The following is a 12,949-nucleotide window of genomic DNA, read 5'->3' on the forward strand; positions in this document are numbered from 1 at the left end:
CAAGTCAGGGCGGGCGCAGGCCGGATCAGGGCGGCCGGTGCGGGCCGGGCCGGGCCGGTGCGGGGCGGGGCAGGTGATGCGGTGCGTGCCGGTGTGGTGCGGGGTTCAGGCCGGTGTCGCCGCCTGGTCGCTTGCCAGTTGCTCGCGCACCGCGCGGCGCAGGATCTTGCCGGAGGGGTTGCGGGGCAGCGCCTCCAGGACGTGGTAGCGGATGGGGATCTTGTAGTCGGCGAGGCGGCCGCGCAGGAACAGCAGCAGCTCGCGCGGGCGCACCCGGGCACCGGCGCGCAGCACCACCGCGGCGTGCACCGCCTCGCCCCAGCGCTCGTCGGGCACGCCCACCACGGCCGCGTCCGCCACCGCCGGATGCTCGCCGAGCTGCTTTTCCACCTCGGCGGGGTAGATGTTCTGCCCGGCCACGATGATCGTGTCGTTGATGCGGTCGCACAGGAACAGATAGCCCTCCTCGTCCAGGTAGCCGGCGTCGCCCATGTGCAGCCAGCCGTCCGCCAGGACCTCGGCGGTGGCCTCGGGCCGGCGCCAGTAGCCGAGCATGCGGGCCGGGGTGCGGATGCAGACCTGCCCGATCTCGCCCGGCCCCAGCCGGCTGCCCGCCCGGTCGACGATTTTGATGTCGTTGCCGGGGCAGGCCCTCCCGGCGGCCTTCAGCAGCGCACTGCCCACCCGGTGCGCGGACGGCGGCAGACACACCGCGACACTGCCCGCCTCGGTACTGGCGTAGATCTGCGCGAGCTGGCAGCCGAACATCTCCAGGCTGCGCCGCAGCAGCGCCTGCGAGATCGGCGCCGCCCCGTAGGCGATCTTGCGCAGGGAGGCGAAGGACTCGGGGGTGACGCCGCGTTCGTCCAGCATCATCTGCAGCATCGCGGGCGCCACGAAGGTGATGGTCACCTTGTACCGGCCGATCAGGCGCACCGCCTCACCGGCCGCATACATCGGCAGCACCACATGGGTGGCGCCCGCGCACAGGCCGTGCAGGAACCAGCCCAGGCCCGCGATGCCGAAGCCGGGCAGGGAGATCAGGCTGACGTCATCGGCGCGCCAGTCGATCCAGTCGCCGCCGTCGGCGCCGGCCGCGGCGATCGCCGCGGGCAGCGTGAAGAACGTCCGGTGGGCGATGACCACGCCCTTGGGCAGGCCGGTGGTGCCGCTGGTGTAGATCTGCAGCACCGCGTCGTCGGGGCCGGTGCCCGGGTGGGGCTCGTGTTCGGGGGCATCGGCGTACCAGGCGCGCAGGCCCGCCCCGCGGTCGTGGACGCCGCCCGGGCCGGTGGCGTCCAGGCGCACCACCGTGCGCGGCCCGCCCGCCCCCGCCCCGGACAGCACCGCATCGGCGGTGGCCGCGAACTCCTGGTCCACAAAGAGCAGTTCGGCCCCCGAGTCGCGCAGGATGTGCGCCACCTCGGCCGCGGTCAGCCGCCAGTTGACCGGCACGATCACCGCGCCCGCCTTGGCGCAGGCCAGCACGGTCAGGTAGTAGTACTCGCTCTCGCGGCCGAGGTAGGCCACCCGGCTGCCGCGGCCGATGCCCGCCGCGGCCATCGCGTGCGCGGCCCGGTTGCTGTCGCGGTGCAGCTCCGCGTAACTGGTGCGCCGGTCCTCGCAGATCAGCGCCGTGTGCGCGCCGCGCTGCGCGGCGTTGCGCGCACACACCGCCATCAGCGTCCAGCCCGCCCGCGGGCCGCCCGCCTCGCCCGTCATCGGGCGTCCCCGGACAGCTGGCTGTCGACGAACTCGGTGAGGGCGCGCACCGAGGGGTGATCGAAGGTCAGCGAGGCCGGCAGGCTCAGGCCGAAGTCCGCCTCCAGCGCGGACTTCACCTCCATCCCCATCACCGAGTCCAGGCCGAGACTGACGAAGTCGGCGGCCGGTTCCACCTCCTGGGCCGAGTGGAAGTGCAGCACCGCGGCCACCTTCTCCGCGACCGCGCGCCCGATCAGCTTCAGCCGCTCGGGCCGGGGCCGGGCCAGCAGCGCGGCCACCTCATCGGCCGCGTCCCCCGCTTCCGGCCGGGCCTGTGCGACCCGCTCGAACAGGGCGTTGGCCAGCGGCAGCCGGCTGGTGAACTCCGGCCAGTCGAAGACGTTCACCACCCGCTGCGCGCCGCCCCGCCCCCACAGCCGCTCAAGGGCACGCAGCCCCCAGGACGGCGAGAACAGCCGCACACCGCTGCGTTCGATCTCCCTGATGTACGCGGCGTCCAGCCGGGCCGAGGCCCCCACCCGCCCCCAGGAGCCCCAGTTGACGCTCAGCGCGGGCAGCCGCCGGCGCGCTCGCCAGTGCGCCAGGCCGTCCAGGAAGGAGAAGGCCGCCGCGTAGTGCGCCTGGCCCGCCCCGCCCCGGGCGCCGGCGACCGAGGCGATGGAGGAGTACACGGTGAAGAAGTCCAGGTGCGCGAAGGAAGCGGCGGCCTCGTGCAGCAGCCAGCCGCCGTAGACCTTGGGGGCCAGCTGCTCCTCGATGGCCGGCCAGTCCAGGGCGGAGATCAGCGCGCTGCCGATGGCGCCGGCCGCGTGCACGATGCCGCCCACCGGGTGCGCCAGCGCGTGCAGCTCCTCGACGAGGCGGGCCACTTCCTGCCGGCTGCCCAGGTCGGCTCGCAGCAGCGACACTTCGGCCCGCCGCGAGAGGTCGGTGAGGATGCCGGCGGCCTCCTCGGCGGGGCGCCCGCTGCGGCTGACCAGGGCCAGGTGCCGGGCGCCCAGGTCCACCAGCTTGGCCGCGGTGACCAGACCAAGACCGCCCAGACCGCCGGTCACCACATAGGTGCGATCCGCCCGGACGGTGAAGCCCCCCGGGGTGCCGGCGCCCGCCTGGGCGCCGGTGGTGACCACGACCGGGCCCGGGCGCGCGGACAGCACCCGCAGCGCCTCGTCGACCTCGTCGGGCCCGAACACCTCGGCGGCATCGAAGGGCCGGGCGGCGCCGCCCGCGGCGTGCGCCGCCGCGGCCGGTGTCGTCCCGGCCTCCAGGACGCGCACCGCGCCGGCCGGCAGGGTCAGCGAGGAGCCCAGCACCCCCTGCCGAGGGACACTCACCCGCGTCCCCACCGCGATCGTCGCCCTGGGGCCCGCGGCGACGACGGTGCCCGCGCAGGCGCTCACGGCCACCGGCGAGGAGTCCGACACGCCGGGCACATCGGGGGCTTGGGGGGTTTGGGGGGCGGCGTCCGGGCCGGTGTGCGCGGCGCTGTCCTGCTCGGTCAGGGCCCAGGCGGTCACCTCCACCCGCACCTGATCGCCCTCGGGTTCCTGCCGCGGGGCCGCCACGGTGCGCAGCGGGCCGGCGGGCGCGCGGTGCACCTCGAAGGCGCCGGGCCAGGGCGGTGTGCCGTCCCCGGCCAGCAGCCTGCGCACATGGCGCCGGCCCGCGCGGTAGGCGATCTGGTACTCGTCCGGCTCGGGGGAGCGCCACTCGGCGAGCAGGGCGGCGGCCGCGCCGGGGCCCTCGCTCTCGACGTCGACCAGGGTGGCCTTCAGCTTGGGGTGCTCATTGAGCAGGACGTGGCCAAAGCCCCACAGGGCGGCGGCCGCGAGCTGCTCACGGCCGTCCGCGCCGTCCCCGGGCAGCCACTGGGCGCGCTCGGTGACCAGCCACACCCGCGGGGTGCGCCGCGGATCGGCGAGACCCGGCGCGGCCAGCGCGGCCAGCAGCGCGCGGAAGTTGCCCTCCAGCTCGGTGCGCAGCCTCTCGTAGGACATCTCGCCGGCGCCGCTCTGCCAGAACCAGGCGACGTCGGTGACCGAGGGGTCGGCGAGCGCCTCGTGCAGCGCCGCCGCGTCCGGCGCCAGACTCAGCCGCACACCCCGCACACCCTCCGCACCGGACGGCCCGTCCGGCCCGCCGGGCTCAGCGGGGCCGGAGGTTCCCCCGGCACCGGCGGCGCCGGGGGCGCCGGTGCCGGTGTCGCACAGGGCGCTGAGAGCGGTGAGGGCGGCGGGCGGGGCCGTGCCGGTTTCGGCGGCGGTGCCCGCGAGCAGCACATGACGTTCCCCGGCCGCGCCCCGCTCCGGGTCCTGCGGCGCGGGCAGGCTGCGGCGCAGCCACTCGATACGGTGGGTGAAGTGCGGCGGCGCGGCCGGTCCTTCGGGCCGGGCGAGGCGGGCGCCGAGCACTTCGGCGACCGGCTCGCCGCCCTCGCCCTCAACACCCTCGGTGCTGTCGGTGGGTTCTTCCAGGAGCAGCAGGTCCGCCAGCCGGTCGGGGCCCTCGGGGCGGACGGCCGCGGCCAGGCGCAGGAGGCGGCCGCGCGGCTTCTTGAACAGCCGTACGCTGTCCGCGCTCTGGAGGGTGAACAGCGGCCCGTTCTCGTCCAGGGCGACGGCGCCGATCAGCGCGCTCTCCAGGAGGGCGGCGGGCAGCTGTTCCACCGCGGACGGCTCGCCCACGCTCAGCCGTGCGGTGACCGTGCCGCCGGTGTGCCGGGCGACGCTCAGCAGGCGCGGCGCCGCCTCGCCGAAGCCCCGGCCGACGGCGTTGAGGTCGGTGGCGATGTCCTGGGCGTCGGCCCGCTCCAGCGCCGCGCCGGGCCGCTGCGCCAGGGCGCGCAGCGCGCTGTCGGCGCCGGGGGTGCTCTGCGGTGCGATCCGGGCGCGTACGAACGTACGCACACCGCCCGCACCGTCGACGCCGTTCTCGCCGTCCGCGGCGTCTTCGCCGCTGTCGCTGTCGCTGTCGCTGCCGGTGGCGGTGGCGGGTTCGCCCACGGTGCCGGTGATGTGGATGTCGGCCCGGCCGTTGCCGGTGTGGTGCAGCCGTGTCGTCAGCCGTATGTTCTGCTCGTCGCCGGTGAGGGTGAGCGGCTGGGGCAGGCGCAGGTCCTCGATGGTGGCGCGGGTGTGGCCGAACACCGCGTCCTGCAGGGCCAGCAGCAAATCCGCCCAGGCGGCCGGCGGCAGGCAGGGCTGCCCGCCGGTGCGGTGGCCGGACAGCTCGCCGAGTTCGGCGAGGGTGAATTCGCTGGTGAACTCCCAGACGTTCGCGGGCAGTTCGGCGGCCGGGGTGCGCTGGCCGAGCAGGCGGTGGTGGGCCGGGCCCAAGCGGCCGCCGCGGGGGCGGGTCTTGGGGATGGGCAGCCAGTAGGGCTTGCGCTGGAAGGCGTAGGTGGGCAGCTGCAGGGTGGCCGGGCGGCTGCCGCGGTGGTAGGCGGCCCAGTCGACGTCCAGCCCGGCGGTGTAGAAGTCGGCCAGGGCGCGCAGCGTCGCGCCGCCGCTGTCGTCGCTGCGGCGCAGGCTGGCCAGCCAGAGGTGCTCCTCGGCGGGCACGCAGCTCTTGCCCAGCGCGCACAGCATGGCCGAGGGGCCCATCTCGATGAAGGCGTGCCGGCCGCGTTTGGCGATGGCGCGCATGCCGGCCAGGAACCGGACGGGTTCGCCGATGTGGCGCACCCAGTAGTCGGCGGTCGCGATCTCCCGCATCCGGGCGACCTTGCCGGTGAGGTTGGAGATGAGGGAGATGGAGGGTTCGCGGAAGGTGACGGCGTCCAGGGCGGTGCGGAATTCGTCGAACACCTCGGCCATCAGGGGGGAGTGGAAGGCGTGCGAGACCGACAGCGCCTTGACGCGGATGCCGTCGGCGGCCAGTTGTGCGCTCACCTCGGCCAGGGCGCTGCTCGCGCCGGAGATCACGCAGGTGTCGGGGCCGTTGACGGCCGCCAGGGCCAGGTCGGGGCGGGCGGCCAGCAGCGGCTCGACGCGCTCGGCGGCGGCGCCGACCGAGGCCATGCCGCCCTCGGCGCGCACCGACTGCATCAGCCGGGCGCGGGCGGCGACCAGTGTCACCGCGTCGGGCAGGGAGAACAGGCCGGCCACGGTGGCGGCGACGACCTCGCCGATGCTGTGCCCGATGAGCACGTTGGGCCGCACCCCCCAGGACATCCACTGGCGGGCCAGCGCGTATTCCAGGGTGAACAGCGCCGACTGGGTGAACAGGGTCTGGTCGATGACGTCCGCATCGGCGGCGGTGCCCAGCAGTATCTCGCGCACCGAGCGGCCCAGATGGGGGGCGAAGAGCCGGTCGCAGTCGTCGACGATCTCGCGGAACAGCGCGAACTGCCGGTAGGGGGCGGCGCCCATGCCCGCGTACTGCGCGCCCTGGCCGGTGAACATGAAGGCGACCTTGCGGATGCCCGAGGGCTCGGCCGCGGCCTCAAGCCGGCCGGCCTGTTCCAGGGCGGCCAGCAGGTCCTGGCGGCCGCGGACGGGGGCGGCGATGCGGTGGGGGAAGTGGGCGCGGCCCACGTTGGCGGTGTAGCACAGGGCGCTCACGTCCACGCCGGGGCGCTGGGTGACGAACTCGCGGTAGCGCTCGGCCTGTTCGCGCAGCGCCGGGCCGCTCTTGGCGGAGAGGGTGAGCACCGGCGCCGCTGTCTGCGCGGCGCCGGGCGCGCGGTCCTCGCCCCCGCCCTCGCCCTGCCCGGCGGGGGTGGGGGCTTGTTCGAGGACGACGGCGCTGATGGTGCCGGCGAAGCCGAAGCTGTTGACCGCGGCCCGGCGCACGGGCGCCTTCCAGGGCTCGCAGCGGGTGGGGACCCGTACCGGATACACCTCCCAGGGGATGCGGGTGGAGGGGGTGGTGAAGTTCAGGTGCGGGAAGATCGTCGCGGAGCGCAGCTGCAGCAGTGTCTTGATGACGCCGACGAGTCCGGAGGCGGGTTCCATGTGGCCCAGGTTGGTCTTGACCGAGCCGACGATCAGCGGGTCCTCGGCGGTGTGGGTGTCGGCGAAGACGTTGCTGATGGCGCCGATCTCGATGGGGTCGCCCAGCGGGGTGCCGGTGCCGTGGGCCTCCACGTACTGGATGTCGCCCGCCTTGAGGCCGGCGTCGGCCAGGGCCAGGCGCAGCACCCGTTCCTGGGCGGGGCCGTTGGGCACGGTCAGTCCGGCGCTGTCGCCATCCTGGCCGACGGCGGTGCCGCGGATGACGGCCAGGATGTCGTTGCCGTCGGCGACGGCGTCGGTGAGCCGTTTGAGGACCAGCACGCCGCAGCCCTCGGCGCGGGCGTAGCCGTCGGCCGTCTCGTCGAAGGTCTTGCACTGCCCGTCGCCGGCGAGCATCTGGGCGTTGGAGAACATCACCGGGATGCGCGGGTTGTGCAGGGCGTTGACGCCGCCGCCCAGGGCGATGTCGCACTCGCCGCGGCGCAGCGCGCACGCCGCCAGGTGCAGGGCGGCCAGCGAGGAGGAGCAGGCGGTGTCGACGCTGATGCTCGGCCCGCGCCAGCCCAGGAAGTACGACAGGCGCCCGGCCAGCGGGAAGAGGGTGATGCCGGAGGCCAGGTGGCCGTCGAGGTCTTCGTAGGGCAGCGCGTCCAGTTCCAGGGCGTAGTCCACGGAGCTGGCGCCGATGAAGACGCCGCCGTTGCCGCGGCGCAGGGGGGTGGGGTCGATGTTGGCCTGTTCCAGGGCCTGCCAGGCGGTCTCCAGGAGCATGCGCTGCTGGGGGTCGATGTACTGCGCTTCCTTGGGGGAGATGTTGAAAAAGCCCGCGTCGAACAGGTCGATGCGGTCCAGGTAGCCGCCGGCCGCGGCCCGGATCTTGCCCTTGTCGTCGGGGCCGTGGGGGGTGAAGGCGTCGGCGTCCCAGCGGTCGGTGGGCAGCGCGGTGATGCCGGAGCTGCCGCCGGCCAGGAACTCCTCGAAGTCCTCCAGGCAGTTGCTGTTGCCGGGAAAGCGCAGGCCGGCCCCGACGATCGCGACCGCCTCCTGCGGCTGCCCGGCCGCGGCCGGGGTGGTGACGTGGCTGTTCTGGCGCGACATGGCCGCGGCTCCTTCTCATCCGGTGGCGGGTGCGGCGGATCGGTTACGGGCTCGGCCGGCCGGCGGGCGCGGGGGCGGGGGCGGCGAGCAGGTCGGCCAGGTAGAAGACCAGCTGCTGCACGGTGGGCTCGTTGAACAGCACGTTGGTGTTGATGGACAGATCGAGCATCTCCTCGAGCTGCTGCCTGATCCGGGTCAGCCGCAGCGAGGTCAGGCCCAGGTCGAAGTAGGAGACCTGCAGGGGCAGTTCCTCGTCGGCGTCCATCAGCAGGGCGTCCTTGAACAGCTCCTCGACGAGGGCTTCGATCTCTTCGGTGATCTCGTGGGCGGGCAGCTCACGCAGGTGGCCCAGGGCCGTGTTCGTCTCAGGCATAAGGGGTGACCGATCCGCGATACGTGGGCCGGCGGCGGGCGCACCGGCCAGGGAGCGACCAGCCAAGCACCGGTACCTGACATGCCGCTGACCCGCCACTGGCCCCCTCCGGGAGCGAGCGGCCCCCGCCCGCAGGGGGGTGTGCGCATGCCGGAAGGCCGCAGCGGCGGTGTGCCGCTGCGGCCTCCCCGGGCCCCTGGCCGCTCCAGCCGGGGGCGGCTGTTCAGCGCTGGGCGCGCGGGCGCATGTAGCGCACGATGACGCTCGCGGCCAGGCAGAACACCACCAGGGGGATCAGCCCGGTGCCGAACGCCTGGGGGTAGTCGCCGGGCGTGACGTGCTCGCCCAGCGCGGGGAAGAACACCGCGCCGACCACGGCCACGCCGACGGCCACGCCGCCCTCCTGGACGGTGTTGGCCGCACCGGAGGCCGCGGCCGCGTGCTGGGGGTCGGCGCCGGCCAGGACGGCACCGGTCAGCGGGCCGGTGGTCATGCCCATCCCGATGCCGGCCACGACCAGCGGAGCGATGATCCACAGGATGTGCCCCTCGGTGCCCAGCCACCGGGCGGTCAGCCCGGTGGCGACGTAGCCGGCGGCCAGGGTGAGCGGGCCGGCCGAGTACAGCCGGTGGCCCAGCCGCTCGGCCAGGCGGGTGGACAGCAGCGAGGAGCCGAAGTAGCCGCCGCCCAGGGTGAGAAAGACCAGCCCGGCCTCGGCCGGCGAGAGCCCCCGGCCCTGCTGCAGATACAGCGCCAGCAGGAAGAAGAACGAGCCCATCGCCAGGAAGTAGGTCAGCATGGCCGCCAGCCCCACCGAGAAGGTGCGCCCGCGAAACAGCTCCAGGTCGATCAGCGGGCTCAGCCCCTGGCGGGTGCGGCGGCGCTGATGGGCGATGAAACCGGCGCCCAGCGGCACCGAGGCCGCCAGCAGCAGCCAGCTCCACAGCGGCCAGTCCTGCTCCTGGCCCTGGATGAGCGAGAACACGAGCGCCACCAGCGCCGCGGTCGACAACAGCGCCCCGCCCAGGTCCAGGCGCCCGCCCTGCGCGCTGCGCGACTCGGGGATCAGACGCGGCGTCAGGAACAGCGCCACCGCCCCGACGGGCAGATTGATCAGGAAGATGGTCCGCCAGTCCAGGCCCGCCACATCGACGGAGATCAGGGCGCCGCCGATGACCTGCCCGAACACCCCGGCCAGGCCGACCACCAGGCCGTAGACGACAAACGCGCGGGCCCGCGCGGCCCCGGTGTAGACGACGCCGAGGATGCCCAGGACCTGAGGGACCATCAGCGCGGCGGCGGCGCCCTGCAGCACCCTGAAGGCGGTCAGGGCATCGGCGCTCTGCGCGAGCCCGCACAGCCCGGAGGCCAGCGTGAAGCCCAGCATGCCCAGCGAGAACATCCGCCGCCTGCCGTAGAGATCGCCCAGGCGCCCGCCGGTGATCATGCCGGCGGTGAAGGCGACCCCGTAGCCGACGATGACCAGCTGCGACTGGGCGTGGTTGGCCCCCAGGTCGGCCTGGATGGAGGGCACGGCGACGTTGGTGATGAAGTAGTCCAGGACGGTGATGAAGGTGCCGACCATCACGATGGCCAGCGCCCCCCAGCCGGGGCCGCCCGCCGCCTGTGCTGGTGTCCCCCCGTGCGGGGGCCTGGTCCTGGCTCCGGCGTCCGTCGTCATCGTGGTGCTCCTTGAGGGGAAGGTCTGCTGGTGTCGGCTGGAGGGGCGTGCGGGGCGGGGCGGGCACGGACGCCGACGGGCAGATCCCCGCTTGGTTTTCGCCTGCCGCGGGGATCCGCCCGGGTGCCGTGCCGTGGGCCGTTCTCAGGCGCCGGCGGGAACCTTGTCGAGGAAGCCGTGGACGGCCCTGATCTTCCCGGCGCCGTCGCTCACCGCGACGTCGAAGCCGATGACGAGGTTCTCGCCGCCGCCGGCCGGCACCAGCTCCCACTGGAAGCGGGCGATGTGGTGGTGGGCGTCGACCTCGCCGAGAAGGCGGAAGTCGAAGCCCTGGAACTGCTCACGGGCGCCCGCGATCACGGCGCCGATGCCCTCGTGCCCGCGCACGTCGGCCAGCGGGTCGGTGTAGGTGGCATCCGCGGTGAACAGCTCGGAGATCGCGGCGGCGCGCTGGTGCTGGTCCGGCTCGTTCCACACGGCGATGTAACGGCCGGCCAGTTCGGTCAGGTCACTCACGCGTACTCCTTGATCGCTAGCGATTGCGTCGGGGCTCGGTTGCCCGGGCGCCGGCCCACGCGCGAAGCCCCGGGCGGCACCCTCACCCGAGGGTGACAGAGCGTGCTCAAGGGGCACTCGAAGGCAACTCGAGGTCCCCGCCGCCCCGCCGGTTCACCGCCCCGGCCCGCCCCGCCCGACGCGTCCGTGGCCGCCGCCGGGCGGGGCGCGGACCGCGGGGGGCCGCGGGGGATGTCTGTCGTGCCGATGCCGTATCTCCAGCGGCGTTCGAGGCGCCGCTGCCAGGTTCAACCAACGCGGACACACACTCCGTGGCGCCCCGGGCCGCGGCCGACACCCGGCACGGGGCGACGGGCAGGGAGGAGCAGTCAGTGAAGTTCAAGATTCTCGGCTCCGTCGGAGTCGAGGCGCACGGGCACTTCCACAGCATCCGCGGCGGACACCAGCGGGTGCTGCTCGCCGTGCTCCTGGTCAACGGCGGCCGCCTCATCCCGGCCGAGGAGCTGTATGGCGAACTGTGGGGCGAGCAGCCGCCGGTGACCGTGGAGAACGCCCTGCAGGCCCACGTCTCGCGGCTGCGGCGCACCCTGCAGGCCCTGGGGCCCGGCGCGCCGGTGCTGCTGACCCGCTCCACCGGCTACAGCCTCGAATTCGCCGCCGGGGACCTGGACATGAACGTCTTCCGGCGCGGGGTGGGCCGGGCCCGCGCTCTGATGGCCCGCGACGCGAAGGCGGCGGCCGCGCTGCTGGATCAGTCGCTGGGCCTGTGGCGGGGGGCCGCGCTGCAGGACGTCACCGGGGGGCTGCTGTGCCAGTCGGTGGCGGTGCAGCTGGCCGAGGAGCACCTGGCCGCCACCGAGGACAAGCTCTGGCTGGACTTCGAGCGTGAAGTTCCCTCCGCGATCGGGGAGTTGAAGCGGATGAGCGTGGTGCACCCCTGGCGCGAGCGGGTCACCGAGATGCTGATGCTGGCGCTGTATCGCTGCGGGCGCCAGGCGGAGGCGATCGAGACCTACCACGCGGCCCGCGCCCGGATGATCGCCGAGCTGGGCACCGAGCCCTCCCCGCAGCTCAGGGAGCGCTTCTTGGACATCCTCAACCAGGTCCCCGCCTGCCCCGGGGCGGGGCGCTCCGCGCCGGCGCCGCAGCCGGCCTGACACCCGCACCCGACGCGACCCCGCCCCCGGCCCGGGGGCGGGGTCAGTCGGTGGTGCCGTCGCCCAGGATGCGCGAGAAGCCCGCGTAGGGGTGCAGTGCGGGGGGCAGGTGCACGGATCCGTCGGGGCGCCGGCCCTGTTCGAGCAGGGCGGCCAGGGTGCGTCCGATGGGCAGCGCCGAGCCGTTGAGGGTCGCGGCCATCTGGTGGGCGCCGCCCGGTGTGCGTACGCGGATGCCGGCGCGGCGGGCCTGGAAGGTGCCGCAGTCGGAGACGGAGGAGATCTCCCGGTAGGCGCCGCTGCCCGGCAGCCACACCTCGATGTCGTAGGTCTTGCGGGCGGAGAATCCCAGGTCGCCGGCGGCCAGCAGCACCACGCGGTAGGACAGTTGAAGGCGGCGCAGGCACTCCTCGGCGTGGCCGAGCATCACTTCCAGCTGCCGGGGGGCGTCTTCGGCGGCGCAGATGCGCACCAGTTCCACCTTCTCGAACTGGTGCAGGCGCAGGATGCCGCGGGTGTCGCGGCCGTAGGAGCCGGCCTCGGCGCGGAAGCAGGGGGTGCGGGCGGTCAGGGCCAGCGGCAGGCTCGCGGCGTCGAGCAGGTCGCCGGCGGCCAGGTTGGTCAGCGGCACCTCGGCGGTGGGCACCATGAACAGTTCCCGCTCGCCGGCGCCGGTGGCGAACAGGTCGTCGGCGAATTTGGGCAGTTGGCCGGTCGCGGTCATCGTGGCGCGGTTGACCAGGTAGGGCACGCCGTGCTCGGTGTAGCCGTGTTCGCGAGTGTGCAGATCCAGGAAGAAGTCGCCGAGGGCGCGTTCCAGGCGGGCGCCGGGGCCGCGGGTCACGGTGAAGCGGGCGCCGGACAGGCGGGCCGCGCGTGCGGGATCCAGGATGCCCAGGGCTTCGCCGATCTCGGCGTGGTGGCGGGCGCCGGCGGCGGTGGCCGGGGGCGGTCCGCCGCGGCGGATCTCGACGGCGTCGCTGTCGCGGTGTCCGTCGGGCACCTCGTCCAGGGGCAGGTTGGGCAGGGCGAGCAGCAGGTCGGCCAGCTCCGCCTCGGCCCGCTGGGCGGCGGCCTCGGCCTGCTGCACCCGCTCGCGCAGCTGCCGCGCGGCCTCGCGTGCCTGCGGCGAGGGGGCGGCGCCGCCGGTGCGGGCGGCGGCCTTGAGGTCGGCGCGCAGGGCGGACACCGCCCGCAGGGCCTGGGCGCGGCGCCGGTGCGCGCCCTGCAGTGCGTCCGGCTCCAGGGTGTGCCGGCGCCGGGCCAGGCGCCGCACCGCCTCGGGCCCCATCTCCAGCAGCTCACGTACGTCGTGCATGGATCTCTCCCTTGGGTGCGGGCCGGAAGCGGGGCCCGGGCGGGGCTGGATGCGGGGCCCGGGCGGGGCCGGATGCGGGGCCCGGGCGGGGCGGGTGCGGGCCGGTTGCCGGGGCGGGTGTGGCGG

7 protein-coding genes are annotated in these 12,949 nt (G+C 74.6%); 1 reads left to right on the forward strand and 6 read right to left on the reverse strand.

Features of this window, described 5'->3' with window-relative positions:
• Positions 1 to 105: 105 nt before the first annotated feature.
• From STRAU_RS36240 to STRAU_RS36260, 5 genes are all read right to left on the reverse strand, one after another.
• The gene (locus STRAU_RS36240) at positions 106 to 1,722 is read right to left on the reverse strand and encodes a long-chain-fatty-acid--CoA ligase (protein WP_016645366.1); all 1,617 of its coding nucleotides are present in this window, start codon (positions 1,720 to 1,722) and stop codon (positions 106 to 108) included.
• Positions 1,719 to 7,778 carry a type I polyketide synthase gene (locus STRAU_RS36245; RefSeq protein ID WP_016645367.1) on the reverse strand — a complete coding sequence of 2,020 codons (6,060 nt, stop codon included), beginning with the start codon at positions 7,776 to 7,778 and terminating at the stop codon, positions 1,719 to 1,721. The genes STRAU_RS36240 and STRAU_RS36245 overlap by 4 nt, the downstream gene beginning before the upstream one ends.
• A 43-nt stretch (positions 7,779 to 7,821) precedes the next feature.
• On the reverse strand, positions 7,822 to 8,151 hold the full coding sequence (locus tag STRAU_RS36250) for an acyl carrier protein (protein ID WP_016645368.1): 330 nt from the start codon (positions 8,149 to 8,151) through the stop codon (positions 7,822 to 7,824).
• A gap of 223 nt (positions 8,152 to 8,374) precedes the next feature.
• On the reverse strand, positions 8,375 to 9,832 hold the full coding sequence (locus STRAU_RS36255; protein WP_016645369.1) for an MFS transporter: 1,458 nt from the start codon (positions 9,830 to 9,832) through the stop codon (positions 8,375 to 8,377).
• A 144-nt stretch (positions 9,833 to 9,976) separates the two neighbouring features.
• Positions 9,977 to 10,348: a nuclear transport factor 2 family protein gene (locus STRAU_RS36260; RefSeq protein WP_016645370.1), complete on the reverse strand. Its 372-nt coding sequence runs from the start codon at positions 10,346 to 10,348 to the stop codon at positions 9,977 to 9,979.
• Between the two features lie 371 nt (positions 10,349 to 10,719).
• Here STRAU_RS36260 and STRAU_RS36265 point away from each other — a divergent pair, with 371 nt between their 5' ends.
• Positions 10,720 to 11,505, forward strand: coding sequence for an AfsR/SARP family transcriptional regulator (locus STRAU_RS36265; protein ID WP_016645371.1), 786 nt, complete (start codon positions 10,720 to 10,722; stop codon positions 11,503 to 11,505).
• A 43-nt stretch (positions 11,506 to 11,548) separates the two neighbouring features.
• On the opposite strand, the gene serS is transcribed toward STRAU_RS36265, so the two are convergent.
• On the reverse strand, positions 11,549 to 12,823 hold the full coding sequence (gene serS / locus STRAU_RS36270; protein WP_016645372.1) for a serine--tRNA ligase: 1,275 nt from the start codon (positions 12,821 to 12,823) through the stop codon (positions 11,549 to 11,551).
• Positions 12,824 to 12,949 lie beyond the last annotated feature (126 nt).

Source organism: Streptomyces aurantiacus JA 4570, from assembly GCF_000414115.1.
Lineage (GTDB): Bacteria > Actinomycetota > Actinomycetes > Streptomycetales > Streptomycetaceae > Streptomyces > Streptomyces aurantiacus_A.